At 64.7% G+C, this 25,679-nt stretch carries 27 protein-coding genes, 1 tRNA gene and 1 pseudogene; 18 read left to right on the plus strand and 11 right to left on the minus strand.

Annotated features, from left to right (window positions below):
* Nucleotides 1-10 precede the first annotated feature (10 nt).
* From AC1C2S_RS17645 to AC1C2S_RS17660, 4 genes are all read left to right on the plus strand, one after another.
* Nucleotides 11-835 carry a hypothetical protein gene (locus AC1C2S_RS17645; RefSeq protein WP_495353902.1) on the plus strand — a complete coding sequence of 275 codons (825 nt, stop codon included), beginning with the start codon at nt 11-13 and terminating at the stop codon, nt 833-835.
* A 34-nt stretch (nt 836-869) separates the two neighbouring features.
* Nucleotides 870-1,244, plus strand: coding sequence for a ribosome silencing factor (gene rsfS / locus AC1C2S_RS17650; protein ID WP_495353903.1), 375 nt, complete (start codon nt 870-872; stop codon nt 1,242-1,244).
* 92 nt (nt 1,245-1,336) lie between these two features.
* Nucleotides 1,337-1,409, plus strand: a tRNA-Ala gene (locus AC1C2S_RS17655).
* Between the two features lie 157 nt (nt 1,410-1,566).
* Nucleotides 1,567-2,073, plus strand: a complete 507-nt coding sequence (locus tag AC1C2S_RS17660; protein ID WP_495353904.1) for a hypothetical protein — start codon at nt 1,567-1,569, stop codon at nt 2,071-2,073.
* A 160-nt stretch (nt 2,074-2,233) separates the two neighbouring features.
* Here the strand turns inward: AC1C2S_RS17660 and AC1C2S_RS17665 are convergent, their stop codons facing one another.
* Nucleotides 2,234-3,001 carry a DUF998 domain-containing protein gene (locus tag AC1C2S_RS17665; protein WP_495353905.1) on the minus strand — a complete coding sequence of 256 codons (768 nt, stop codon included), beginning with the start codon at nt 2,999-3,001 and terminating at the stop codon, nt 2,234-2,236.
* Between the two features lie 146 nt (nt 3,002-3,147).
* Between AC1C2S_RS17665 and AC1C2S_RS17670 the strand changes: the two genes are divergently transcribed.
* Nucleotides 3,148-3,738 (plus strand): TetR/AcrR family transcriptional regulator, encoded by a 591-nt coding sequence (locus AC1C2S_RS17670; RefSeq protein ID WP_495353906.1) that lies wholly within the window; start codon nt 3,148-3,150, stop codon nt 3,736-3,738.
* 134 nt (nt 3,739-3,872) lie between these two features.
* Here the strand turns inward: AC1C2S_RS17670 and AC1C2S_RS17675 are convergent, their stop codons facing one another.
* From AC1C2S_RS17675 to AC1C2S_RS17700, 6 genes are all read right to left on the minus strand, one after another.
* Nucleotides 3,873-4,127, minus strand: coding sequence for a hypothetical protein (locus tag AC1C2S_RS17675; RefSeq protein ID WP_495353907.1), 255 nt, complete (start codon nt 4,125-4,127; stop codon nt 3,873-3,875).
* Between the two features lie 36 nt (nt 4,128-4,163).
* A complete protein-coding gene (locus AC1C2S_RS17680) occupies nt 4,164-4,418 on the minus strand; it encodes a nuclear transport factor 2-like protein (RefSeq protein ID WP_495353908.1) in 255 nt (84 codons plus the stop codon).
* Nucleotides 4,415-5,116 carry an SDR family oxidoreductase gene (locus AC1C2S_RS17685; protein ID WP_495353909.1) on the minus strand — a complete coding sequence of 234 codons (702 nt, stop codon included), beginning with the start codon at nt 5,114-5,116 and terminating at the stop codon, nt 4,415-4,417. The genes AC1C2S_RS17680 and AC1C2S_RS17685 overlap by 4 nt, the downstream gene beginning before the upstream one ends.
* A gap of 20 nt (nt 5,117-5,136) precedes the next feature.
* A complete protein-coding gene (locus tag AC1C2S_RS17690; protein ID WP_495353910.1) occupies nt 5,137-5,814 on the minus strand; it encodes a hypothetical protein in 678 nt (225 codons plus the stop codon).
* A 5-nt stretch (nt 5,815-5,819) separates the two neighbouring features.
* Nucleotides 5,820-6,407: an SDR family NAD(P)-dependent oxidoreductase gene (locus tag AC1C2S_RS17695; RefSeq protein ID WP_495353911.1), complete on the minus strand. Its 588-nt coding sequence runs from the start codon at nt 6,405-6,407 to the stop codon at nt 5,820-5,822.
* 383 nt (nt 6,408-6,790) lie between these two features.
* Nucleotides 6,791-9,538 (minus strand): AAA family ATPase, encoded by a 2,748-nt coding sequence (locus AC1C2S_RS17700; protein WP_495353912.1) that lies wholly within the window; start codon nt 9,536-9,538, stop codon nt 6,791-6,793.
* A 653-nt stretch (nt 9,539-10,191) separates the two neighbouring features.
* On the opposite strand from AC1C2S_RS17700, the gene AC1C2S_RS17705 reads away from it, so the two are divergent.
* Nucleotides 10,192-11,481 (plus strand): hypothetical protein, encoded by a 1,290-nt coding sequence (locus AC1C2S_RS17705; RefSeq protein ID WP_495353913.1) that lies wholly within the window; start codon nt 10,192-10,194, stop codon nt 11,479-11,481.
* A gap of 381 nt (nt 11,482-11,862) precedes the next feature.
* On the opposite strand, the gene AC1C2S_RS17710 is transcribed toward AC1C2S_RS17705, so the two are convergent.
* Nucleotides 11,863-12,237: a winged helix-turn-helix transcriptional regulator gene (locus AC1C2S_RS17710; protein ID WP_495353914.1), complete on the minus strand. Its 375-nt coding sequence runs from the start codon at nt 12,235-12,237 to the stop codon at nt 11,863-11,865.
* A 64-nt stretch (nt 12,238-12,301) separates the two neighbouring features.
* Here AC1C2S_RS17710 and AC1C2S_RS17715 point away from each other — a divergent pair, with 64 nt between their 5' ends.
* From AC1C2S_RS17715 to AC1C2S_RS17735, 5 genes and pseudogenes are all read left to right on the plus strand, one after another.
* Nucleotides 12,302-14,518, plus strand: coding sequence for an LLM class flavin-dependent oxidoreductase (locus AC1C2S_RS17715; RefSeq protein ID WP_495353915.1), 2,217 nt, complete (start codon nt 12,302-12,304; stop codon nt 14,516-14,518).
* Nucleotides 14,519-14,615: 97 nt separating this feature from the next.
* Nucleotides 14,616-15,290 (plus strand): FMN-dependent NADH-azoreductase, encoded by a 675-nt coding sequence (locus AC1C2S_RS17720; protein WP_495353916.1) that lies wholly within the window; start codon nt 14,616-14,618, stop codon nt 15,288-15,290.
* 297 nt (nt 15,291-15,587) lie between these two features.
* Nucleotides 15,588-15,728, plus strand: a complete 141-nt coding sequence (locus tag AC1C2S_RS17725) for a hypothetical protein (RefSeq protein ID WP_495353917.1) — start codon at nt 15,588-15,590, stop codon at nt 15,726-15,728.
* Between the two features lie 227 nt (nt 15,729-15,955).
* Complete coding sequence (locus AC1C2S_RS17730) at nt 15,956-16,519, plus strand: 3'-5' exonuclease (RefSeq protein WP_495353918.1); 564 nt, start codon at nt 15,956-15,958, stop codon at nt 16,517-16,519.
* Nucleotides 16,520-17,126: 607 nt separating this feature from the next.
* Nucleotides 17,127-17,228: pseudogene (locus tag AC1C2S_RS17735) on the plus strand (glycoside hydrolase family 15 protein); the annotation flags it as partial.
* Nucleotides 17,229-17,291: 63 nt separating this feature from the next.
* Here the strand turns inward: AC1C2S_RS17735 and AC1C2S_RS17740 are convergent.
* Both AC1C2S_RS17740 and AC1C2S_RS17745 read right to left on the minus strand, forming a co-directional pair.
* Nucleotides 17,292-18,158 (minus strand): NAD(P)H-hydrate dehydratase, encoded by an 867-nt coding sequence (locus AC1C2S_RS17740; protein WP_495353919.1) that lies wholly within the window; start codon nt 18,156-18,158, stop codon nt 17,292-17,294.
* On the minus strand, nt 18,142-18,888 hold the full coding sequence (locus AC1C2S_RS17745) for a histidine phosphatase family protein (protein WP_495353920.1): 747 nt from the start codon (nt 18,886-18,888) through the stop codon (nt 18,142-18,144). The genes AC1C2S_RS17740 and AC1C2S_RS17745 overlap by 17 nt, the downstream gene beginning before the upstream one ends.
* Nucleotides 18,889-19,664: 776 nt before the next feature.
* Here AC1C2S_RS17745 and AC1C2S_RS17750 point away from each other — a divergent pair.
* The 7 genes from AC1C2S_RS17750 (at nt 19,665) to AC1C2S_RS17780 (ending at nt 25,020) form a co-directional block, all read left to right on the plus strand.
* Nucleotides 19,665-20,642, plus strand: a complete 978-nt coding sequence (locus tag AC1C2S_RS17750; protein ID WP_495353921.1) for a diacylglycerol/lipid kinase family protein — start codon at nt 19,665-19,667, stop codon at nt 20,640-20,642.
* A gap of 141 nt (nt 20,643-20,783) precedes the next feature.
* Nucleotides 20,784-21,233, plus strand: coding sequence for an SRPBCC family protein (locus AC1C2S_RS17755; RefSeq protein ID WP_495353922.1), 450 nt, complete (start codon nt 20,784-20,786; stop codon nt 21,231-21,233).
* 188 nt (nt 21,234-21,421) lie between these two features.
* Nucleotides 21,422-22,432, plus strand: coding sequence for a manganese catalase family protein (locus AC1C2S_RS17760; protein ID WP_495353923.1), 1,011 nt, complete (start codon nt 21,422-21,424; stop codon nt 22,430-22,432).
* Between the two features lie 130 nt (nt 22,433-22,562).
* Nucleotides 22,563-23,288 (plus strand): hypothetical protein, encoded by a 726-nt coding sequence (locus tag AC1C2S_RS17765; RefSeq protein ID WP_495353924.1) that lies wholly within the window; start codon nt 22,563-22,565, stop codon nt 23,286-23,288.
* Nucleotides 23,285-23,716: a phage holin family protein gene (locus AC1C2S_RS17770; RefSeq protein ID WP_495353925.1), complete on the plus strand. Its 432-nt coding sequence runs from the start codon at nt 23,285-23,287 to the stop codon at nt 23,714-23,716. Before AC1C2S_RS17765 ends, AC1C2S_RS17770 begins: the two co-directional genes overlap by 4 nt.
* Nucleotides 23,713-24,285 carry a DUF3618 domain-containing protein gene (locus AC1C2S_RS17775; RefSeq protein WP_495353926.1) on the plus strand — a complete coding sequence of 191 codons (573 nt, stop codon included), beginning with the start codon at nt 23,713-23,715 and terminating at the stop codon, nt 24,283-24,285. Before AC1C2S_RS17770 ends, AC1C2S_RS17775 begins: the two co-directional genes overlap by 4 nt.
* Before the next feature lie 255 nt (nt 24,286-24,540).
* On the plus strand, nt 24,541-25,020 hold the full coding sequence (locus AC1C2S_RS17780; protein ID WP_495353927.1) for a DUF4383 domain-containing protein: 480 nt from the start codon (nt 24,541-24,543) through the stop codon (nt 25,018-25,020).
* Nucleotides 25,021-25,145: 125 nt separating this feature from the next.
* On the opposite strand, the gene AC1C2S_RS17785 is transcribed toward AC1C2S_RS17780, so the two are convergent.
* Nucleotides 25,146-25,457, minus strand: a complete 312-nt coding sequence (locus AC1C2S_RS17785; protein ID WP_495353928.1) for a DUF7882 family protein — start codon at nt 25,455-25,457, stop codon at nt 25,146-25,148.
* Nucleotides 25,458-25,679: the final 222 nt, after the last annotated feature.

Consider the following 25,679-nt stretch of genomic DNA (forward strand, 5'->3'; position numbering starts at 1 on the left):
GGCGCCTGCTGTGCAGCAGCCCCCGCAGCAGCAGGTTCCCTGGCAGCAGCCTCCGCAGCAGCAGGTTCCCTGGCAGCAACCCCCGCAGCAGGCAGAACCGTTGAGCGCTCGCCCGGCACCCCAAGAGCAGCCGTGGCCTGTTGCCGAAGAGCCGACGACGCCCGAGCGCACGCTCACCCGGCGCGAGCTTCGCGCGATGCTCGACTCCAACCAACTCGACGAGTTCGACCTCGAAGAAGAAGAGGCCGCGCAGTACTCCGCAAGCCTCCCGCAGCCTGGGCCTGCGGTGCCGCCTCCCGCAGCAGCGAGCCCGACGCATCCACCGCGACAGGCCGATCCTGCGGCCCCAGTGTCGGCTGCAGTCGGCCACTGGGCGTCGCAGCTGAACACCCCTGTGGAATCGGCCGAGCCCTTCGACCAGTTGCTTTCACGTGGCGGTGTGAGTCACGGCGTTCCGACCACGACGAACGCGCTCATCCTCCCGACGCTTCCCGACAACGGTTCGATCGGCAATCCGATCGCGTCGAGTGGCGAGATCATCGCCACCGGCTCGATCGACCTCCCTCGCTCCTACGGGGCGACGGGAGTGCACCCGAGCCATATCGATTCCTCCGACGTCGACCGTCTCTTCGACCAGGTCGAAGACGTCGGCACCGGCGCCGCGCCCGTCGCGGCGACCCGCGCGATCAGTACGCAGGGCGCTTCGCGCACCATGATCGCACCGCCGAAGAAAGAGGGCATGAACCTGCCGCTCGTGCTCGCCGTCACCGCCGGCGTGCTCGCACTCGGCGTCGTCGCCACCCTCGTCATCGGCTCGATCTCCGGGTTGTTCTGATCCGAGACATCCATCACCCACCGGAAGTGAGCGCATGACCGCATCCGACCAGGCACTCGACACACTCGCGCTCGCGGCGCGGGCAGCTGATTCGAAGGGCGGCGACGACCTCGTCGCTCTCGACGTGTCGGCCCCGCTTCCCTTCGCCGACGTGTTCCTTCTCGTCACCGGCAACTCCGAACGCAACGTTGTCGCGATCGCCGACGAGATCGAAGACGTGCTCGGCCGTGCCGGCACGCCGACCCGACGGCGCGAAGGCCACCAGGCGGGCCGCTGGATCCTGCTTGATTTCGGCGACCTCGTCGTGCACGTCTTCCATCAGGAGGAGCGCCTCTACTACGGTCTCGAGCGGCTGTGGGCCGACTGCCCGGCACTGCCGGTGGCACCGTTGCTCACCGCGAGCAACTGAGCATCGCGGCATCCGCTGGTCGAGCCTCGCTCGATTTCTTCAGGGGGCCGGGGCTGGTGTAAGCTCAATTCGTTGCCCCGCACGGGGTGTAAGGGTCTGTGGCGCAGCTGGTAGCGCACCTGCATGGCATGCAGGGGGTCAGGGGTTCGAGTCCCCTCAGATCCACCGAAAACCCCTGATGAATCGTGAGATTTGTCAGGGGTTCTTTTCGTTGAAAAGGCCGAGAATGGGGTCTTGGGGCCTTTTTGGGGCCTTTTTCAAAACGATGACGGGCCGCCACAGGCATCCACATGCGAAGTCCTGAGACGGCAAGCATTTCGGCGTGATGCGCACTCCTGAGGAGTATGAGCGCCTTGCGGAAGAGCGCCCGATGGTGCGCAGAGCTCGCTTCCTCGGTCCCGTACAACTCGACGAGAACCCCCCTCAGCTCGCCGGCCGCGTAATCAGAAGGGTCGAGCAAGATCAGGCACTCAAGCTTGAAGTAGTGCGCGTAGCTCGAATCCATGATCTGCCGAGGCGTACACAGGACGCCGTCGACGTCCCGTTGGAACCGCGCGGCGCTTTGCGCAGATGCGGTCAACGCCTTCTCGGCGAGCTGCCGCACGACTTCAGGGAGGCCCGTGTAGTCGATCGTTCCATCTGGTGCGATCCGACCGGACTCGTAGAGGTACTTGTGGACCGGCAGATTCGACGTCGTACCGGGTCGGATGCCGTCGGGGATGCCCGAGAGGAGGACATTGGTCGGCTCAAGCGGGAGCCTCCGAATCCCGAGGACATCCTGCTCGACGTCAGCGGCGGGCGCTGGCACTTTGTCAGCGGTGCGGGCTGACGGCAACAAGCTCGAGGGGCGCAAGTTCCACGCCTGCCTCCTACGTCCCTCGACTCGACTCCCTCAATGCAGGGGCTGGGGGAGGGTTCGCCGGGGCGCTCGGGGTTGGGGGCGCCCCGGCTGCTCCCGCGGAGGTAGGTCAGCCGGCCACGGCAAACACTCAGGCGTCAGCTGGCGATTCCGTGGCAGCCAAGCGTGAATCTCTGTAGGCACGTGAATCTCTGGTGGTAAGGGTCAGTCGATTCAAAATCGACACTCCCGCGCAGATGAGGCCGATCAGAAACGGATAGACGGCGCAGCGTTCGATGAAGCCGATGATGCCGATGACGGTGTCGCCCGCGGTGAAAATCGCAGCAAGGTAGAGCGCCGTTGCAAACAGGCCGATCACGCCGGCCGTGACCAGCGTTCTCCGGACAGTCGATGAGAGACCGGCGCGCCAGCCCATGCTCCCGAGCACGATAGCCAGTACGTTGGCGCCGATGAAGCCTGCGAACGCGCCGAAGCTGTGGAGTTCGCCAGTGCCGTTCTCGAGCGCTTCGCCTGAACCAGGGAAGACCGCGAGGAGGACCCCGCCGACGGCCAACATTGTCGCGGGCACAAGCGCTGCCCAGCGGCGCCAGCCGTATAGACCGCGCAGCATCGCGGCGCCAGCGAGAATGATGATGCCGAACAGGAAGAACCCGGTGTTCATCACCCACGCGAGAGGTGAATACATATACTGCCCGAACAGCGTCGAAGGCTCGGCGACTCCGAGGTTGCTGATGAAGTGGTACGTGTAACTGTACGGCGGATCTGTCCAGGCTGCGGCGGCGATGAACTCGGTGATGAAGAAGATCGCAGGCCCGGCGATGAGCAACGCTCCTGCGGTTCGACGCTGGGCGGGCCGACCCGCACCAGAGGCGAGCCTTCCGACATTCGAGCCTTTCACGGGTTCCCTTCGGGGTGCGCTACGACGTGGGTCGGTCTTCGCGGTTATGGACGTGGCTTTCTGGTTAACTTCACTCACACGCAAAGTATAGCGAGACTACTTTCGCTGTCAATGTAGCGATAGTCCAACGCTAGTAGGATCGGGCTATGGTCGATGCGGCAGTTTTGGGACGGCGCGAACGCAAGAAGGCGGCAACACGGGCGGCGATCCTAGAGGCGGCGACGTCGCTTTTTCTCGCTCGCGGCTTCGACGCAGTCACGGTTCGCGAGATCGCGGAACAGGCGGACGTCTCGCCCAAGACCGTTTTCACGCACTTCCCCCAGAAGGAGGCACTTGTCTTCAGTGACGAAGACGAGCGGCACGAACGCCTTGTGACCGCGGTTCGCGGCCGGGCACCGGGGACGACGATCTCTGACGCCCTGAAGGCGTACTACCTCTCCGAGATCACCGCCATGAGGTCCGAACCTCAAAGACAGATCCTGGCCCTGATGCAAGAGACCCCTGCCCTCGTCGACTACGCGGAGAGTATGTGGTTCCGTCACGAGGACGTCTTGGTCGTCGCGATCACCGAGGAGCTTGGCCTCACGGAGCCGAGTGAAGAAATCCGCTTCTACGTCCGATTTGCATTGCACATCCAGCTCAGCGCGACCCGCGAAACGAATCCACGACCGACCATCGATGCAGGATTTCGGCTCCTTGACAGGGGTTGGACGCGCTACAGAGCGGCCGGGGAATAGCGCGCATCCGTAGAAGCCTCGCGTAACAATGGCATCCTTTGACCAATCACCCAGCCATGTACCCGCTCCCACTGCAATACGGCTCGAGAGGCGGCTCAGTCTCACACGGATGAGCGCGACGAGGCCAGTCGCGGCTAAAATGGGATCGTTGGCCAATGGTTCGCAACGGCTCGAGGCGGGCCGTCCACTGGCCGCAGTAAAGCGCGTGCCCTGAGCGAGTTCGTCGGGGAGGACGTCGGCCGGAACGAACGACGAGAGCGCTCATGAGTGAGGCCGTACTGCTTCTCGGGCTCACGGAAGTCCGCGTGGTGCGCATAGGCGTCGACCAGGTCTCGGATCGCGAGCCGGTCGGCGACGTCTTCCAGAGTGAGGGTGGTGAGCATGTTCACGGGCATCTCCTTCAGTGTCGGTCATAAGTTGATTGGTCAGCGGGGCGCAACAGTCGTCCAGAGTCGATCGAAGGAGATGCTGTCGAAGAAGGCGACGCCGTTTACAACCTTCTCGTCCTCCAGCCGCAGGAACCAGGCATAGGTGTTGCTGTAACGCGTGCCTGCAATGGTCCTACCGGCGCCGTCCCAGACGACGATGATCGTTCCATACTCGACATCCTCGAATACCTCTCGAATGATCTCTGGACGGAATGGATCGTCCGAATCGACGAGTTGTCGGTTGCTGGTCATCGTTCAACCACTTTCGGGCTCATTTCGGCTCCGTCCCGGTTTGGTCGCACCAGTTCGCCGATTGCCTGAGCGATGGGCACGTGACCGGCGACAACCTGCCATTGTCGTCCGATGCTTCGTTCCTCGCGGAGTGTCGCGACAAGCGTTGCGGCGACGTCCCCTCGTGCGATGGTGCCCATGGGGATTCCACGGTCACCAAGGTGAATGAGGCCCGTGGGTCGTTCGTCAACCAGCCAGCCCGGTTCGATGATCGTCCAGCGCAGAGCCGATGCGCGCAGATTCGCGTCTGCGGCTCTCTTGGCCGCGTAGTAAGGGGCGAATTCCGGAGTGTCGACTTCGGCGGGTATCCGATCACCCGCCCCTATGGAGGAGATCTGGATGAATCGTCGGATTCCGCCTCGTTCGGCTGCCTCCACCGACTTCAATGATCCGTCGCGATCGACGCCGCTCACGGCACGAGGATCGGAGCTGCCTGCTGCGAAAAGGACCCCGTCGCATCCGGAGAACACTGTCGTCAGTGCCTGTGGAGAAGCGGTAGTCAGATCCAGTTGCCTGATCTGCGCACCCGTCTTCGCCAGCAGGTCGAGCCGGTGCACACTCCGGCCAAGCGCGATGACCGCGTCTCCATGCGATCGGAGTGCTTGGACAATGTGACGGCCGGTACGCCCCGTTGCCCCCAGTACGGCGTAGGTGTGCACGCTGTCGCCCAGAGTATTCCTCATCGCATGCCCTTCCCCAACTTCCCGGGAGTCGGGAACCGCGGTTCATAACTGGCCCATTCCCGTTCAAGACGCCGACTCATCGACACGATGACCACAACGAGGTAGATCCCTCCGCCAGCTACTCCGGTGAGGAGAGCGGTGGTCGTCGGGAGTGTGAAACTTCGGACAATTCCGGCGACGAAGATGCCGACGAGGACGGCGTTGACCACGGCGATCAGCATCATGCTGCTTCCCGCGAAGTGGCCTGGCCCGGAGCGGCGGCCGAACATAACGTACGTCTGCTGGCTGCCCAGCCGGTCGTCGAACGCTGAGGTCATCAGGTAGGAGCGGATGTCAGGGTACAGCTCGGCGTACGCGGCCCGCAGACGGTTCATTGCCAACACGTACGCGAGGTCTTCGAACCCGACATTGAACACCCGTATCTGTGTAAGGACGCCAATCCCCAGCACGATGGCCACTACGATCATCGCCAGCACGACGAACGTTCCACTGAATTGCATCGCCTGTCCCGCGAGTGCGAGGCTGACCAGGCCGGCAGAGGTAAGGGTCAGGAAGATGCTGATCCGGTTGAGCACCTCGGCCTGGGTAGTGCTGCGGGAGGCGAGCAGCCCCCAGTGTTCCGTTGCGAGAAGCTGCGCTTGCACCGCCGGGGAAACCTGCTCGGGATCGGCCATGACTGCTACCCGATGTCACTTGCCGGCGGGGAGGAATCTGCTGGGCGTCCGGGTTCAATCTGAGACCCGTGCACCCCCATTGCGACGGGCCGGACCGACTGATCAGCCGTGAGCAGGTCTGCGAGGTCCACGCGCCTGAGGATTTCACGACGTACGCGGTCTGCGACCGTGCTCACCTCCTCGAATCCTTCGTTGGCGGGGTCGATGTGCACTCGATACGGCCGGTGCCCTTCAGGAAGCGCGACGATGCGCGCGATCTCGTCAGAGACGAGGGATGCCGTGGCGCCCTCCGGTGCCACCTTGGCCGCGAAGTATGGTCCGAGGTACGGCGGGGTACCACCCTTGCCGCTTGAGCTCGACACCCAGATCACGAGACCGTTGCCCGCATTCCGCAAATGTGGCAGCGCGGCACGGTTGACGCGTTGGGTTGAGAGCACGTTGACGTCGTAGAGCTCCGCGAGTTGCTCCGGTGTGTTGCCGGCATAATGCACGCCCACCGCCATGCCGTCGGCGGCGAGGCGTTCAGCGGTGACGCGGCCTATTCCGCCGGATGAGCCCGTCACGAGAGCTACGCGGGCAGTGGAATCGCTCATGATGATGCCTTTCGTGACGTGGCGAGAGGTCGGGGCGTAGAGTGCGGAAGATCTGCGCGACGCCTAGATGCTCCGCCTTCAGGTTGCGTGCAACCAACCCGCCGCTGCATCCGTGTAGCCACTAGTGCTTCCACGGGGCGCTGGCTCGGTAACCAGCTGTCGGTGAGGTATCCCCTGAGATGGTCGCTGGTCCCACCTCGGGCAGGCGGGTATTCTCATGCGGTGCTTGCCCGATACGCAGAACGGACCCGGCAGCCCAGCAAACATCCAGCCAGGTACCGCAAATGCGGTCCCCAGCGCACGGACGTGGTGCGGTAAGCGGCTCAGCGCGGTATACCTGTCACCTCGACATCCACCCCCTCCACCCGCGCCGAGCAGGGCTGCTATAGGCGGTCTGGCTTGCCCTCGAGAGCACCTGCTGGCGCGGAGATTAGCTGGTGGCGCGATTTGATTTGGAGTTTGCTAAACACTTTCGCGAGGTGGTACTCGATCGTTCGACGGCTGAGGAACATTCGAGAGGCGACCTCGTCGTTGCTCAAGCCTTGTGTGACAAGCTGCGCAATCTGTGATTCCTGGGTCGTTAACAGAGGTGATGATGCAGTCCTGCGCTTGCGCACCTGTGAACCCGCCGCCCGCAATTCGCGAGTAGCCCGGGCGGCGAAGGCTGGGGCTCCGATCGTGTCGAATACTTGAAGGGCGCCCTCCAACTGCGTGCGCGAGTCGGACAGCCGTCGTTGTCGGCGGAGCCATTCCCCATACACAAGAGCTGTACGTGCGAGGTCGACCAGGCATCGGGTTGGTTCCAGGAGGTGGAGGGCCTCGGCGAAGAATTCCTCTGCTTGTGCGCCGTTATGGAGCAAGGCGCGGGAGCGGGCGAGTACGCCCATCCCCCATCTAGTGCCGCTTGACTGTAGAAGTGGTGCGATCTGCGCGAGGGCGGCTTCCGCGTCCGCCAATCGGTTTGTCCGGGAGGCCGCCTCAATCAGCTCAACGTGTGTCCAGGTACTTGATGCGTGCAGGACGTGAAATAGGGGAAGTGCGCGCGATGCGAGCTTGAAGGCCTGGTCATAGCGGCCTCTGGCGTTGTTGAGGAACGCACCAGCCCAACGAGATATTGAGATCCCGGTAGCGTCCGAGCGGCGTTCTGCGCTTGGGATTGTTGCTTTGACGAGCTCGTTGAGCTCCTGCTCTCGTCCTTGGATGGCGGCGACACCGATGGCGCCGTACGGACTGATGCTGCTGCCGGTTGCAGAGGTGATTGTCGCTGTCTCCTCGACGGCCTCGACGGCTAGTCGAGTCTCGCCGCTGAACAAGTAGACGAAGGTGCGGGAGCTGAGCGCTGCCGGCAATTCGCTGTAGTCGCCTGCGTTGCGGCTGAGCGCCACCAGACGGTCGGACAGTGCGTCCCACGCCTCAATATCCCAAGCAGCGGCCGCGCTCACGGAGGCCACCCACAAAGCAGGTATCGGCGGGTCCAACTGCCCACTCGGTTGAAGGATCCTAGGCAACGCTTCACGCAAACCCGACCAGGCCAGCGAATCTCCCCGCGAAATCACCTGGCCCAATGCGTCAAGCAGCAGTTGGGCTGGGCGATTGTTGGGCGGCAAATCGGCGGCTCTCCACCTGCGGGCAACCTGTTCAAGGTCTTTCTGCTCAAGCTGCCCGCCAAAGAGAGCCGCGGAGAGGGCTTCGAGGTAGGCGTCCTGCGCTGCTTCAGGACTCACGGCGGCCAACTGATCCGCCGCTTCCAGCAGCAGCGGGAACGCCGCGGTGCCGCGGTCACGCGCAAATGCGAGCCTTGCTTCGGTGAGTCTTGATTGCGACTGCAGTTCTGCGGGGAGCAGCCTCGGAGACGCCGCGTGGAGATCGCGTTCCGAGTTCTCGAAGTCCCCAGCCGCAAGCGCCGCTTGAGCGGCGCGCAATGCCCACTCCGCTTTGAGGGTCCCGTCGGCCGTTACTTGCTGCGCCTGTCGAAGAAGAGCGGCAGATGCTGACGGGGCACCGCGGGCCATGACCCGTCCCGCCGCGGCCGCCAACTTGGCGGCGGCATCCTCGTCAGTCGCTTCACAGGCGCGCGCGCGATGCCACGCGAGAAGAATCGGGTCCGCAGCGTCTGGACTGACGCCGGCCAGAGCAGCGTGCGCCTCACGAATCGCCGCAGCCGACGCGGTGCGGTAGACCGCGCGACGAACAAGAGGATGCCGGAACCGCACGGTGCCACCAGCGTGGCAGAGCTCAGCGTCGACGGCCGGCTTCAGTGCGTCTCCGTAGTTCCCCAGTGCGGACGCCGCGGCCTGAATTACGTGAGGGTCCGCGGTGGGTTCAGCGGCTGCAATGAGGAGCAACTGCTGCGACTTCGGGGGCAGCAACCTCAGACGCCGACTGTAGTGCTCCTCGAGGTGGCTGGGCTGGGACGAGATGGTTTCAAGGATGATGCCGGTCCCGATTTCGGCCCGGCTAAACGCCCGCGCGGACTCAACAAGAGCCAAAGGGTTTCCTGCTGCCTCGTCGACGATCCTCGCCATGGCGATCCGGTCGATCGGGCCGGGAACGAGGCTGGCAAGCAGGTGCACTGCGTCCGCGCTGTCTAAGCCGCCTAGCGTGAAACGCGGAAGACCCTTCAATGGGCGAATGTCCGTGTTCGAGCGCATGGCGAAGACCATCCCGACAGCTTCCACCTCGAGACGGCGGGCGACGAAGCCGAGTACCGCTGCCGAGCTCTGATCGATCCACTGCGCGTCGTCGATGACACAAATGACCGGCCCAGCACGGGAAGCTTCCGAAAGCAGGCCCAAGACGGCGATACCGACAAGAAACTCGCCCGGAAGCCGACCGGATCGGAGTCCGAATGTCGTCTCCAGCGCCTCGCGCTGTGGTCCGGGCAAGCTCGTTATGGCACTCAGCAGTGGTCGGCACACTTGATGCAGTGCAGCGAAGGCCATCTTGATTTCTGACTGTATGCCCGTTGCGCGAAGCAGTTGCATCCCGGTGCAGCGTTGCACCAAATACTCGAGGAGTGTGGTCTTGCCGACTCCTGCGTCGCCGTCAAGGATCAGCGTCGAGCTGTGGCCGCCGCGGACGCGACCCAGCAGATCATCCAGTCGGGCACGTTCAGACTGACGTGCTTGCACGCCCAAAAGTATGGCCCTGTTTGGGCTCAAGAGCTAGGGCTGGCGCTAGGGGCGGCTAGTAGATCGCTGGTGCAGCACCGTTCTTGCCGCAGCCCGCGCTTGAAACGGCACTAGGAGCAGCACAGATGCAGGCCGCTGCCCGCGGGCGCAGTCTGATGGCAATGCAGCGTCTGCTGCAGGTCACGCCCAGAATGGAGGTCGAACACAACACCAACGAAACTGCTGTCGGCGTCATCGTGCGGAGCCGTACCGAGTCCTCGACGGTGTTCAGGTTTCCCTGCCTGAACGGTGGAGCAGACCCTAGCAATGCTTACCGATCAGCGCCGCAATGGCGGCCCGCAGGCCCGTGCCGGAACTCCAGACAGAAATGGACCAACGTCGTTTCGACATCCACTCGCACACTGCGGCTCGCAGCTGGGCGGGAAGAGGTGGGACGTCCGCGTCGATGCGTATCGCCGCATGGCGGGGCGCCGTGTACCGCTGGCTCTAATGCGAGAACCCCAGCGAAACGGGACCCTACGGGCTCGCACCCTGCGGCTCAGCGGTACGTCTCCGCAAAAGGCGTGCAGGAATACTCCCAAAAGATCAGACGCACACGCCGGATCTGGGCGCCCAACAAACGCACCCCTGATCCACAAATGAAAGGAAGAACAATGGAACAGACAACTCAACTTAGGTCCCGGCTCGACGCGAGGCATCATCCCTCGCGTCTCGACGGCAAGACGGCGCTAATCGCTGCCCTTATAGCCGTCGCAGGCGGAATGCTCGGGTGGATCCTCAGCGATTCGACTCACGACACAACCGGTGGGCTCACGGTCGCAGCGGCATCCGACCTCACTGGCGGTGAGGGCACATCCGCAACCCCCGGGGCGCCTGGCGGGGCGGGCTCTGGAGTGCCGCAGATGATCATTGTGTTGAACGTGACTTCGGCAGAGGATCTCACGGCGGCTAGCGCCGAGCAGGAGATCGCCACACCGGATCCCGTTGGCGGATCCCAGTCCTGGCAAGGTCCCGGTGTCACAACGGCGTCCGGTTCGCAACCTCGCGGCCATCCTGCGGCCACCGTCAGACATGAGACGTTCACGACCAGATATGAGGCGTTCACGACACAGATGCTCTACCGCATGGGGCTTCAGATCACAGCCATGGACGGGTCGATCGTGTTCCTCGGTCCGAATGGTCAGCTCACCGCCAACACCGGCGACGCGACCGGCAGCGGAATCGTCGCCCTGGAATCCGACGGCTCGAGACTGGAGAGCTCTCCGTCGAACGTGTCCGCCATTGTGGAGTCAGGGGGGCCGGCAACGACTGACTCGTCCGCGACAAGCGTCTCAGCCTTGGTGAGCCAAATGCTGCAGGGAAGCACTCAGTCGGGGGCCTCGCCGAAGGACGTCTACATCGAAGGATTCGAAGACCACTCACTGCATGTCGTCGGCAACGGTCAGATCGTCACGGACGACGACTCGAACGTCTTCATCAACCGGAATGGTCTCATCAATGCCAATACCGGAGACACGGACTCCAGCGGACTGATCGCGGTCGATGTAACCGACTCCGTCATCGAGTCGGGACCCTCTGGCGACGCCCCAGATAATGAAGGAGAAGAGCCCGATGAAGAAGCTGAGGCTCCAGATGACGAGGAAGACGCCGAGGACGTTGTCGCGCCAACGACGACCGCGACAGACTCCAATAACGGCCTCACTCCTGCGTCGTCTAGCGCAGGCTCACTGACGATCGGCGGCGACGGATTCGACGACATCTCAATGCACGCAGAGGGAAACGGAAACGTGGTGACAGCGGACGATTCCAACATCGTCATCGGAGGAACCGGCCAAGTCAACGCTCAGATCGGCGACAGCGACACCGGCGGTGTCGTTGTGATGGGAGTCCACGGGTCGGAGATCACTTCTGGATGCGCAGGAGACTCCTGCGAGGCCGAGTGACGTCAGCCCCGGCGGGTGCGCATCAGTTGCGATGCCTAGGCCGCCAGAACGGGGCGTAACCTACTTGCAGGTCTGGACGACAGGACCTCTGGGTCTGCGGAGACAGTTGATGGTCTCCACACACCCAGAGGTCCTGTCGTCTTTGTGCGCCCGGTTCATCCCGCGAGCAGAGTGAGGTGTGTTTGATGGGGGCCCGGCCGGCACTCCCGATCCCTGAAAGGAGGCGATTATCGTATCGGAAGGGGTCCGTGCTAGGCCCCGCCTACCATTAGGTTTTCGAGACGCATCGGCAGAGCTCCCCTCCGCGCGGAGGAGGGGAGTTTTTCGAGTTGCGCTAGGCCTCACCTTTGCGCTGTCGAGTGCTCACGAAATGACACCGATTCAACGTGGCGATGTCTTGTCTGCCGGTGGTTCCCAGCGGCGAACGTAATGTGCCATTGGTTGGAGCGATCGCAGGAGTTCCATTGCTCTCTCCGATGGGTGGTATCGAACGCTGACGGGGGTGGTTGGTTCGACGGTGCGTTCAACGAGTCCGGCGTCTTCGAGTTCGCGGAGCCGGACGGTGAGCATCCTCCCGGAGAGCCCTTGGACGCGGCGCTTGATCTCGGTGTAGCGCTCTGCGCCCATTCCGAGAGCGAGAAGGATGCCGCTTGACCAGCGTTTGCCAACTATCTCCATTACAGCCGCGAGGCGCTGGCATTCCTCGTCGTCGATGCGCAACGGCGGGCGTTGCCTTGTCTTTTCGTTGCGTGTCACGTACCAAAAGTAAGTCGGTTACCAGGGGTTTGTCAAGCACGTTGCATGCGCGGAGGCTGTACGTATGGCTGATTACCTCCACCCGCTGCGCTTTGGCAGCTTCGTAACTCCGATTGCTGCGTCACCGCAGCATCCCGTCGACATGGCCAGGCTCAGCGAAGAGCTGGGCCTGGACCTGGTGACGTTCCAGGACCACCCGTACCAGGCGGTCTTTCAGGACACATGGACACTGATTGCGTGGGTCGCTGCCCGAACGTCGAAGATCCATGTGTCGGGGAATGTGCTGAATCTGCCGCTGCGGCAGCCGGCGGTGCTCGCCCGTGCGCTAGCGAGCTTGGATCGACTCAGTGATGGCCGGGTCGAGCTGGGGATCGGTACGGGAGGGTATTTCGATGCGATGGCAACGATGGGCGCACCGTTGCTGACTCCGGCGGAGGCGGTAAGCGGTCTGGACGAGGCGCTAGACATCATCCGAGGCCTCTGGGATACGAGCACGCAAGCGCCCCTGCATGTGGAAGGACAGTATCACCGTGTTTCCGGGGCGGCGCGGGGTCCGGCGCCGGCGCATGACATACCGATCTGGGTCGGTGCGTACAAGCCCCGCATGCAGCGCATCATCGGCCGGAAGGGAGACGGGTGGCTGCCGAGCCTGCCCTGGCTGAAGCCGGGTGATATCGAGCGTGGCAATGGAGTCATCGACGAGTCTGCTCGGAAGGCCGGACGTGACCCGCGGGATGTTACCCGCCTGATGAACGTGACTCCGCAGTATGACGCGGAAGACATGGCGGAGCTCGCGATCGAGCACGGGATCAGCGTGTTCATTGTGGGTTCCGATGACCCGCAGGAGATCCGGAAGTTCGCGCAGGTCACCGCGCCGCGTATCCGGGAGCGCGTTGAGAAGGCCCGCCGCGGGGGGCTTTCTGCTCCTGCGCTTTCTGAGGCCCGGGAGTTCCGAGATGACCCGCTCCCGGGACGGATCGCGGGGCGGAGCCTGTTCCCGAAAGATCGCGGATACGCCCGGTACACATCCAGTTACTTCCGGGGTGCTCGGCCGGGTCTGGTGATCCGTCCGGAATCCACGGAAGAGGTACAGGAAGCGGTGCGGTTCGCGGGCCGACACCGGGATGTTCCGCTGGGACTGTTCAGCGGAGGACATGGATTGTCCGGTCGTTCGTTGAACAACGACGGCATCGTGATCGGCCTAGACGCGCTCAACGAGATCACCGTCAGCGCAGGCAATCGAGTACGGGTGGGCCCGGGCGCCAGGTGGGGTGAAGTCGCGCAGGCTCTGGCGCCGCACGGGCTGGCGATCACCGCCGGCGACTCCGGCGGCGTCGGGGTCGGCGGGCTTGCGACGACGGCCGGGATCGGCTGGTTCGCCCGCGAGCACGGCCTGACCATCGACCACCTCCGCTCGGTGGACGTGGTCACCGCCGACGGTGAACTGGTCCACGCCAGCGCCTATGAGAACAGCGACCTGTTCTGGGCCATGCGCGGAGCCGGAGCTAACTTCGGTGTCGCGGTCTCGTTCGAGTTCGACGCGCACCCGGTCGCCGAACAGGTCGGATTCGCGATGCTCGTGTTCGTCCCCGACGACGTCGCCTCCTTCCTCAACACCTGGGGTACGACGATCGAGAACTCAGACATGACAGTGACGGGCACGCTGATGATCAGCCCGACCAGTCCCGGCTCACCCACCGCCGTGCAGGCGCTCATCGTGGTCGACGATCATGACCCGGACACTGTCGCGGAACGGTTGCAGCCATTTGCGGCGCTAGCGCCGATGGCGAATCAGTCGGTGCAGATGGTTCCCTACGCGGCCTTGCTCGAAGTGCCTCCGGGCGGGGAACACCAGCATGGTCACAGCGAACCGCACGGTCACGCGGGCCTGGCCCGCCACCTGAACGGCGACGTGTCGCAGGGGTTGGCGGAACTGCTCGCATCCCGGTCGTCGTTCATCCTCAGCATCCGCTCCGCGGGCGGCGCAGTTGCGAACCAGCCCTCCGACTTCGCCGCATATGCCTGGCGGGACGCGAACTTCCTCATCGCGATGCTCTCCGACGGCATGGACGAGGTCGAGAAGCGCTGGGCCGACCTCGTCCCTCACCTGGAAGGCATGTATCTCAGCTTCGAGACCGACACAGGCCCCGACGTCCTCGCCCGCGCGTTCCCGCCCGACCACCTGAACCGTCTGCGCCAGTTAAAAGCGACATGGGACCCCACCGGCCTCTTCCGAGACAACTTCTACATCGCACCGGAAGGCGCAGACATCGACTCGTGAGCGCGGGGTGCGGCCGCCGCGCCGAACCTCTCGCTCTCATCCAGACACACCCTCCCACCCAGAAACACCGATATCACGATCCACAAGGAGTTCTCTCTTGTCATTGCTTCGTATCGACGCATCCATTCGCCACAACGGCTCGGCCAGTCGGGCTCTCGCCGACATCTCCGAATCGCAGTGGTTGGAGACCGCGACCGAAAAGACCATCATCCATCGTGAGATCGGCACGACCCCGCTGCCGAGCACCGCATGGGGCGACGCGGTTACCGCATCTGCGCTGCCCGCGAACGAACGCACCCCCGCACAGGCCAACGCACTGAGCCTCGCCGGTACCCTCGTCGACGAACTCGCCGCCGCGGACGCCTACCTGTTCGCGGTGCCGCTATACAACTTCGGCCCCTCGCAGCATTTCAAGACGTACGCCGACCTCGTCATCGCCGACCCCCGGATGGGCCCCGGGCAAACCCCCGTGACCGCGCGAAAGCCCGGCCTCCTCGTCACCGTGCAAGGCGGGAACTACTCCGCCGGCACACCGAAAGAAGGATGGGACCACGCCACCGCATGGACGCGACGCATCCTCGAGGACGTCTGGCAGATCGACGTGAACATCGTGACCCGAGAGTTCACCCTCGTCGGCATGAACCCCGCACTGGACGAGTTCACGGACATGGCCGAAGAGATCAAGACGAATGCTGAACACCATGCCCGAAGGCACGGCCGCACCCTCGCCGCGCGCCAGCACACCGAACGAGCCGCCGCTAGTCGCTCGTAAGCGCCTCGACGGTCTCCGGCTTGGATGCCCGGCCGGAGACCGTTCCCATCCGAGAGGACATCACGCCACAAGGTCCCGCTTCCCCGGACCTGGACCCGCACCCCGGCCCCTCGTTCCGCCCGTCAGCGTCTCCCGGCCAACGACTGGCCCGGTTCCGAGGACGCTGCAGGTCTGGCCAATGACTGGGTCCCGGAGATCGAGGCAGGTGAGAATCTCGTGCGCAAGATCCACGACGCGGCCGATGCTCCCCCTTACCGGTGGGATTGCCCTGACGAACTAGCCAGCCGAGCCGAGCGCGTGGATCTGATCGTCGGGGAGCGGAACCGCGGGCATGCGCCGTACGGGACGACGTTCGAAGACGTCGCCCTGCTCATCCCGGACGCCGCCGTGCACGTGCTGGCAGGCCAGGGGCACTTGGCCACCTGGAAGCACCGCTAGAACTCGCCAGGCTCGTCAGCAGCCTCGGCCGCCAGTCGAGCTGGCGCCGTGCGACACAGCATTCCGGTGAGGAAGGGGAGCTTCCGTCGAGGGGGCAGGTGCTGGCCTTGGTCGATGCGCCCGCGGTCCCGTTAGGGATGTTACCGTGCGCGCGGACACCGCCACTTAGCGATCACAGAACACCGCCAACAAGCGATCAACTCCACAGCCGTTGCCCACAACGCTCGATGACCATCGTGGGAGACCTGGCCCAAGCGGGTCCCACCACGGCCATCCGCACCTGGGGTGATGCACTGGGGCCTTTCGTTGATGAGCGGTTCGCCCATCACACCCTTACGGTCAACTACCGCACCACCGCAGAGATCCTGCAGACGACAGAGTCGCTGCTCACCCGCATCGCCCCCCAACAGCGACTCTCCCGCTCCATCCGGCACGGCGAACAACCCACCGTCATCCCGGTCGCCGAAAAAGACATCGCTTCCGTGCTCAACGAGCTGATCAGACAAGCCCGAGAGACACATCCCGGAGAACTGATCGGCGTCGTCACCACCACGCAACGCTCCGACACACTGGACGCTGAGTTCAACGAGACCGACGTCACGATCCTCGCCGCACCCGACGCGCGTGGCCTGGAATTCGACACCGTGATCATCATCGACCCGGATGGCGTCCAATCGGATAATGAAGCAGGTCTCCGCGACCTCTACGTCGCGCAAACCCGCGCAACCAAACGCCTCCTCACCCTTGAGGTCACGACCAATAGCATCGAGAAGGAGATCCGCTCAGCGTGACGTGGAGCTGTGGTCACGAAGGACATCGCACCATGCACGCTCGCCACCGCCCTGCGGCTTCCGCGCGAAAGTCCTCTAAGCCCGGTGACCGGACGCCAAACGCACGAGCTGAAGTGTCAAAATGCGCTCACTCACCGTCAAATGTTCCGCCAGAGTTCCAATGCGCGGGTCTCTGCTCGATACAAATTGGCGAACGCGCTGGACTGGCTGGGGGATGGTTCGATGACTTCGGAGGGGAACCCTCTTCCCCTCCGCGTCTTTGACGACGGCTTCAGAAGATTGCCCGACTCTGCGCCGGAGCCGCCCGCGATCTGGGTAGCCCGACAATATACCGGCCAATGGTCCAGGCCATATCGCCGGCATCGGAGTGTTCGGCACCCTCATCGCCGAGCAGGTGGTGGAGTACGGCGCTACTGCGATCGCCGAAGCTGCCAAGCCGACGCTGGGCCAAGTCGGCTTGTCCTCATGGTCGTCACCGCGCGACTCGCACCTGTCTCAGGAGATCCTCGAGGACTGGGAAGGGTACCGCGGCTCCTACCCGGTCCGGATCGGCAACGGGGCAGCCGGACAACTGCAGCTCGACAAGGCTCGCGTCACGTTCGAAAAGATGCTGACCTATGCCAACCACCTCGGCCTGTACTCCGAGGAGATCGCTCAGACCGGACAAAAGTTTGGGAACTTTCCGCAGGCGTTCACACATCTCGCGCTGATCGACGCCGCCATTACCCTCAACGAACGCCTCGACGTCGAGGCAGAGCGCGGGCGCCGACGCTCAGGCGCCGGTTATCGCCTTCAGTGCCCCTGGGAGTCGCTCGGAGATATCCCGCGCCAGGAACCCGATCGAACCGACATCGGCAGCGAGGTCGTTTCCCGCCGCGATGTGCAGGAAGGTAGCCCAGACAGTCGCCTGAGCGATGTCGTCAGTGCGTCCCGCCAAGCCGAGCACGGCTCCAGCCAGGACGTCCCCGCTGCCCGAGGTCGCCAGCCCAGGGTTGTCTGAGGGGATATGCCAGGATCGAGCACCCGGTCGGCTGATCACCCCGTAGCAGCTGACCGCCGCTCCGTAGCGGTCGGCGATCCGGTCGAGATCCTCGTCGTCTCCCTCGTGGTCTTTGCCGAGCAGAATCGCCGCCTCACCGCGGTTGGGAGTGAGGATGAGCGGGTTCGGCCAGGCAGCCGCCTCGCCATCGAGATCTGGAAGCACCCCGAGCGCGAAGGCGTCGAGGACGAGTGGCGCGTCCGGCGGCATCGCTTCCCGAACCTGGTAGAGCGCCAGCCGAGTGACATCGGGGTCGGCGAGCCCGGGGCCGACCAGTACCGCATCGGCATCCTCCAGTTCACCGCGCGCGTCGCCGGAAAGCGTTCCGTCGTCACCGAGTTCGAACACGCCCGCCTCCGGCACGGCCAGAGCCAGCGGCACGGCGACCGCTCGGGGCACGATCAGGGTCAGCCGACCCGCACCCACGCGGAGCGCTGAGACCCCGGCCAGCGCAACGGCGCCCGGAGCGGTCAGCGATCCACCGACCACGACGACCCGGCCTCGGCTGTACTTGGAGTCGCCGGGTTCGGGGAGCGGCCAGGCGCGCAGGCGGGCCGGCGTGATCTCCATATTCCCTGCGTCGTCAGTTCGGCTTGACATCGTGGTCTCCTGAGTGAACGGTGACGGGTGCGCCGTGGCGGGCGAGGTGGGCGACGTCGGAGAAGCCCGCCAGCTCCCATGGCTGCTCTGAGGAGGTCCGCACGAGGTGCGTGATCGACGCGTTCGCTACGGTGTGGTTCTGCGCGAAGTCCAGCAGGTCCGCTTCCGAGAGCTCGAGGAGGACGTAGAGGATCAGCATGACGATCGCGTCGTGAGCAACGATGAGCCCGCTGTGAGCCTGCTCTCCCCGTCCGGACGTGTCCGAGAGGAACGAGCGGAGACGGAGGACGACGTCGGCCCAGGACTCGCCGCCGGGTGGCCGATAGTACAACTTCCCGAGGTGGCGCCGTCGGGCGACCTCCTCGGGATGTCGGTGCAGTGCACCGACTGAGGTGAGTAGGTCGAGGACGCCGAGCTCACGGTCGCGCAGTCGTTCGTCCACCATGATCTGCGCCTCGGGAGCGTCGTCGCCGAGAGCCAGGTTCAGTGTCTCGCGGGCACGTGCGTACGGCGAGCACCAGACGGTTGCGTGCGACGGCAGCGTTTGGGCCAGCCACGGCCGTAGCGCGATCGCCTGTTGCCGCCCTGACACCGAGAGGCCGACGTCCGCATCGCGGATGTCGAGCGGGATGACCTCGGCGCCGGCGGCCTCAGCCGCCGAGGCGGCGACGTTGCCCAAGCTCTCCCCGTGCCGGATGAGCCACAGCTCCGTCCACGGACTGTCCTCCATTGCGCCGCCCTTTTTCGATCGCTCTACCGGCACAGGCGCACCGGCTCAGGTCAACGTATGCGAAGGGCGGCAGTGCTGCTCGGGGTTGACAAGCTCGCGTGCCGCTCGCTTCCGAGCGTCGTGGCCCGGGTCCCGCGGAGGACTTCGGGGCGAATGCTGCCTACTCCGATCGGCCCTGCTTCGCTCGACCCGTCCCGCGTGGCGGGTACATCAGCCTGACGGGTTCTCCGGTTCCCCGTGCACGTCACGTTCGATCACTGCGGGGGCCGTGTCCTCTCCGCTGGTGTCGGGTGCGGGGTCGTCAACTTGGTCGAGATCGCGTGAATCCTTGTGCTGGTCTGAGGCGCCCGTAGTCATGTTCTGGTCCTTCTTGTTGATGCTCGAGGATCGCTGACCTTCAAGAGGTGCATGGGCAAACGTACGTCTGTCGCTCGCTACTCGTCTCCGGGTTGACATATCGCCTCGCACGGTGCAAAGGCCCCAGGGCAGAGGCACCAGGGGCCGAATTTCAACGCCGAGACGCGCGCCCGCGGATTATAGATCGCGCACCTGCCGGGTTCGATCCGCATTACGAAACTCGAAACCGAAGACGGACTCGCAGCAGACCCCCGCCCGAGTTCCGAACCCAGCCGCCGTCTGTACCACTGGAAGAGCGCAGCACCCTCTGAGAGGATGTTCTTGAGCGGGAGCGGGAGAAGTTCCCCGGCATCGAGTTCGGCTCCGCATTCTTCGGATGGCTCGCGGCCGACGGAACCGCGGTCTAGGAGGAACTGAAGATGCAGACCACCCCGAATCGCCGTGCAGCCCTCATCTACAACCCGGTAAAATTCGACGCCGACTCGATGCGGCCGGTGTTGGAAGCGCTCGAAGCGGACGGCGGCTGGGAGCCGAGCCTGTGGCTCGAGACATCCGTGGAAGATCCCGGAACTGGTCAGACGGCGAGAGCACTGGAGGGCGGTGTCGACGTCGTCATCGCGGCCGGAGGCGACGGCACCGTACGCGTCGTGGCGGAATCGATGCGCGGTTCAGGCGTTCCACTCGCCCTGCTCCCGACAGGAACCGGCAACCTCCTCGCCCGAAACCTGGACCTGACTCTCGACGATCCGGAGCATTCGCTGCGAACCGCCCTGACAGGCACCGACCGACCGATCGATATGGCGCTCATTGAGATCCGCGGGGACGACGGGAAGACACGTCGCCACGCCTACCTCGTCATGGCCGGGCTCGGCCTCGACGCGAAGATGCTCGCGAACACGGATGATGATCTGAAAGAGAAGGCAGGGTGGCTGGCCTACGTCAAGGCGATCGGGCTGGCTCTCCAAGACAAAGACCAACTGCGGCTGCGCTACAAGCTCGACGCCGGCGGCAATCACCGTGTTCGTGCCCACACGATCATCATCGGCAATTGCGGTTCACTGCCGGCCAACATCCTGCTGCTACCCGACGCCGCCCTCGACGACGGTCAACTGGAGATCGTCATGCTGCGCCCCGAGGGGTTCTTCGGCTGGGTGCAGATCATGACCAAGATCTTCTGGGAGAACGGGGTCCTGCGCCGCACATCGGCCGGTCGTCGCCTGATGGGTCTCACGAAGGAAGTGCGCGCGCTCGACTACCTGAAGGGCACGGAGCTCGTGGTGTCACTCAGCCGACCGGAACAGATTCAGCTCGATGGCGACTCGTTCGGCGAGGCGCGCTCATTCAAGACCTGGGTCGACCCGTCGAGTCTTGTCGTGCGGATGCCGAGGGACGCCTGATCCTCCCGATCCAGAGATCGAGGAGGCTCCATCCGGCCGCGTCGTGCTTGTCGAGTTCCGCGCTGTCAACCCCGCGAGGCCTCGTGTCCTGCCCGTTAGCGTCGAGGTGAGGTCGCCGCGTGTCGGCCGGGAGGGAGCGACATGTCGCGAAACGTCCGATCGATGGGCTGTACGCCGTCGGCGGTCTTCGACGTGCTGGCCGACGGGTGGCTCTACCCCACGTGGGTGGTCGGCGCCTCGCGCATGCGCGACGTCGATGCCGCGTGGCCGAACGAGGGCAGCAGCCTCGCCCACTCCGTCGGCGTCTGGCCGATCCTCATCGATGACGAGACGGTGAGCCTCGAATGGAACCCGCCCCACCGGGCGGTCATGCGCGCCAAGGGCTGGCCGATCGGTGAGGCGCGGGTCACGATCGACGTGCGCCGACACGGGAGCGGGTGTCTCGTCCGCATCCAGGAGGAGCCGGTCGAAGGTCCTGGAACCTGGGTGCCGCGAGTGCTCATCGACCCGATGCTCCACGTGCGCAACCGCGAGACGCTCCAGCGCCTCGCCTTCGTGGCCGAGGGCCGGCAGCAGAACGGGAAATCCTGAAGCCGCCGGTCGCTGCCCTGCCCTCCTCATACTGTGCCGCGAAGGCGGCGAGTAGCCACGTCGACCGCCCGCGAAGAATGGGCTTGACACGGATGCGGCACGGGCTGTCAAGCCCCTACTCCCGTCGACGATCGCCGACGTAGCCTTGCCTCCTCCGCGACGACGACGGAGCAATTCAGGGGGTAGAAATGTTTTTCCACGTGCAACGACTGATCAACGAGATCGTTCCCGACGAGCCGGATCCGGGTGCAGCGAATGCGCTGCAGGAGGGCCTCGGCGGACAGTTCGGCGAGATGCGCACGATGATGCAGTACCTGTTCCAGGCGATGAACTTCCGGGGTCCAGACGGCAAGCCGTACCGGGATCTCATCCAGGGCATCGGCACCGAGGAGATCAGCCACGTCGAGCTCATCGGCACCACGATCTCTCGGCTGCTCGACGGATCGCCGCGGTACCAGGGCAAGCCCACCGACCCGGTTGACGAGCCCGGGGCAGGCGGCGCGACCCCGCTGAAGATCGCGCTCGACGAGGGCAATATCCACCACTATCTGGTCGGAGCGCAGGGCGCTTTGCCGGTCGATGCAGCGGGCAACCCGTGGCTCGGCAGCTACGTCTACAACTCGGGCAATCTGCCACTCGACCTGCTCTACAACCTCATGCTCGAGTCCACCGGCCGGCTGCAGAAGTGCCGCATCTACGAGATGACGGACAACGCCACCGCGCGCTCCACAATCTCGTACCTGATCGTGCGCGATCAGGCCCATGAGAACGCTTATGCGAAGGCGCTCGAATCGCTCGGCGTGAAGTGGAACACCCTGCTGCCCATTCCGAAGACGAACGCCGAGCAATTCCCCGAGGTCAAGCGCCTGCTCGACCTCAACCTGCAGAGCAAGCAGTTCACCTTCGACCTCGCGGGGCAGTCGGAGGCCGGCCGCATCTTCCGGGGCATGTCGCCCTCGAACGACGGCACCGAGCTCGATGCACGCGAGCAGGCGCCCGAGGGTGTGCCGTCCACGATCGCTCCTGAGCGGTTCGAGGAGTACGCGCCCGGCCTCGATCCCGATCTCCTCGCGCTCGTGCAGGCGACCGCAGAGATGGAGATGGCCGAGGCCGCTGATCCGCTGTTCGGACCCGTGGGTTCCGCTGCGGCATCCCGAACCAAATCTCGACCGAAGAACCAGAGTCCGTCGAAGAAGTGATGCAGGCGCGCGGCCTTCCGAGACCGGCTCGCGCGTTATACGCCGCGATCCGTGAAATGGGAAGGGCCTGTTTCGCCGAGGATCGCCGACCTAGCGTTGGCCATCCACCAACGAGAGAAGGAGCATCACCATGAGCAAGCCGAGTACTCCGCATACCGCCGGCTCCTCGTCTGCGACCACCACGGAGTCATCGCGAGTCGGTGTCGAGGCGGAGAGCGACGGCACGCTGTCGTCCCTCGCCACAGATGCAGGCGAAGCCACCCACCAGGTCGTCGACACGGCCAAGGACGAGGCGCGATCGGTCGCATCGGAGGCCGGCCACCAGGCGAAGAAGCTTGCGGGGCAAGTGGGCGACGAACTGCGCGAGCAGGCCGCCACGCAGCAAACCCGTGTCGCTGACGCTCTGCACGCGACCGGATCGTCATTCTCCAAGATGGCCGAGAAATCGGACGACGACGGCTACGCGCCGCAGCTCGTGCGCGCTGCTGGCGATCGGATCGACTCTGTCGCGACCTGGCTCGGCACCCGCGACCCTGGCACCGTCGTCGAGGACGTGAAGCAGTTCGCCAGACGGCGCCCCGGCGTCTTCATCGCGATCGCCATCGGCGCGGGACTCGTGGTCGGTCGCCTGGCCAGGGCGCTCGCCTCGTCATCCGGCAACGACTCGTCCGACGGGCCCTCACGATCGACGGACTCGACCCCGACGATGGCATTCGATGCGCCGCCTGCTCCGCCCCTTCGCGAGACCGTCGCGCCCAGCACGACGCGTGTCGGAGCCGGCACCGGCGCCAACCGCGCCACCGGCACCTTCGGAGCCGACTCCGAGTTCCCGACCGAGGTCGGTGATCTGCGGTGAGCGATCCAGGATTCCACGAGACCCGCACGCCGTCCGAGCGACAAGCCGACGCGAGCTCTGTCGGGGAGCTGCTGTCCGAGGTATCCCGCGACATCTCCACGCTCATGCGCCGGGAGGTCGACCTCGCCAAGGCCGAGCTGAAGGAGTCCGCAGCGAAGGCGGGCAAGGGCGCGGGCATGTTCGGCGGCGCCGGTGTTGCCGGCTTCCTCGCACTCGCGTTCCTGTCCGTCGCCCTGTGGTGGGCGCTCGGCTACCTGATGGGCAACGCGTGGTCGGCGGTGATCGTCGCCGCTCTCTGGGGCGTCGTCGCCCTTGTCCTCGCCCTCGTCGGCAAGCGCGAGATCGAATCGATCTCCGGCATGCCCGAGACCGTGGAGACGATCAAGGAGATTCCCGATGCACTGAAGCGAAATGAGGAGAACCGATGAGCAATCCAGATGTGATCCGCGAGGACATCGAACGCACGAGGGCTGAACTCGGCCAGGATGTCGACGCCCTCGCCGACAAGGTGAGCCCCGGCAAGATCGCCGAGCGGCAGGGGCGTAAAGTGAAGCACGCGTTCACCGCGCTGAAGGATCGAGTGATGGGCGCGGCATCCGATGCCACCCACGGAACGCAGGACGCGTTGTCGGACGCAGGCTCGGGAGTGGCCGATGCCCCGCACAGGGTGGCCTCGACGACTCAGGGCAACCCCGTGGCGGTCGGTTTGATCGCGTTCGGCGCGGGCCTCCTCGCGGCGTCGCTCATTCCCGCATCGAAGCTCGAGGAACGCGTCGCCGAGAGGGCGAAGGACGCTGCCGAGCCGCTCGTCGACGAGATGAAGGCTGCAGCGCAGGATTCCGCCCAGCACCTGCAGGAGCCAGCGAAGGATGCGGCGGAGGCCGTCAAGGATCGCGCCGCCGACGCCGTCGAAACCGTCAAGGCCGAGGGCGCGGAGGCCGTCGAAGGGGTGCGGGCCGAGGCCGCGGGCGGCGACGCCGGGGCTGGTCACGGGTGACTGACCGTACATGCCACGGTGTCGACGCCACCGGACGCCCGGGCGTGACGGGCCTCAACGGCCGCCGCGCGGCTCGCCGCCCCGGCCCCGAGTTCGCAGTCCTTCCGGCGAGACGTTTTCCGAGTCGGCCAACTCGAATACGCGCGCGTCAACCCCCTTGCCTGTCCTCGAGCGGCCGTTCGATCATGTCGCGAGGAACCCAAGGGTTCCGCGGCCTCGGCAAGGCGCGAGTGCCGAATCGATGAGGAGGTTGTCATGCACAGCACCGTTCGTCCGACGGCGGATCGCACAAGCTACGCCGAAACGCCCGTCCAGAAGGTCGCCCTGGTATTCGGCATCATCTTCGTGGTCGTCGGCATCGCGGGATTCATCCCCGGCCTTACAGCGGACCTGGAGACCATTCAGTTCGCCGGCCACGAATCGCAGGCCCTGCTGCTCGGCGTGTTCCAAGTGTCGATCTTGCACAATCTGGTGCATCTGCTCTACGGCATCGTCGGGCTCGCCGCCGCGGCGAGCTTCGCGTTCTCGAAGAACTACCTGATCTGGGGCGGAGCGGTGTACGCGCTGCTGCTCGTATACGGGCTCTTCCTCTCGGGCGATCACCCCGCGAACTTCGTCCCGTTGAACTCCGCTGACAACTGGCTGCACGCCTTCCTCGCGGTGGCGATGATCGTGCTCGGCGTCGTCCTCGGCCGCCGCGACCGGGGCGACCGCACCGCCGGCACAGCCAGTTAGAAGGCGCGTAGCTCACCGATTCTGCGGGCGAGCCGCACGCAGTCCGCCCATTCCGACATCGCACGGAGCGTCAGAAACTGGCGCGTGGCGATTGAACGTCCGTTCGCTCATCAGCTGGTGCGGATTCACTCGCTCTCGCCAGTTGGGACCTGTTCGGCCGGCTCATGAACCAAACCGAGCATCCCGGTCATGCCGACCAGGTCCGAGAGTGCGTCGAGCCACGCACGATTCAGCGCCGGTCGCCGGCTCTCCGAGTACACGAACTGCAGTCGTGATTGTGGCGTCATCCACATCGTCACTGCCCGGGCGTTCGCCACCAAAGACAGTGCGAACTTCTCTTTGCGGCGGAATTTGTCGATGATCACGACCTGCAAGTGGGCGAGGGTCCGATCGTCCATTTCGACCTCGAGCTTGTTGTTGTAAATGAAGAGACCCATCGGTGCCCCCTTCCCACACCGGTGGTGCCTGGATCAAGCGGCAACCGCGTGCGCGACGAACTCTCAAGCAGAGATCCACGACGGAACCAATACTTAACGCCGATGATAGACACGCGGCCGTGGCGTGCTCAAGGACAGATGGCACGGAACGTCCAGGTCGCTGCCGCCGGTGGGAAGCGAGTCGGCTGAGACGGTGCGGGCTCCGATCGGTATGGGGCCACG

Source organism: Agromyces sp. Y782 (assembly GCF_059445405.1).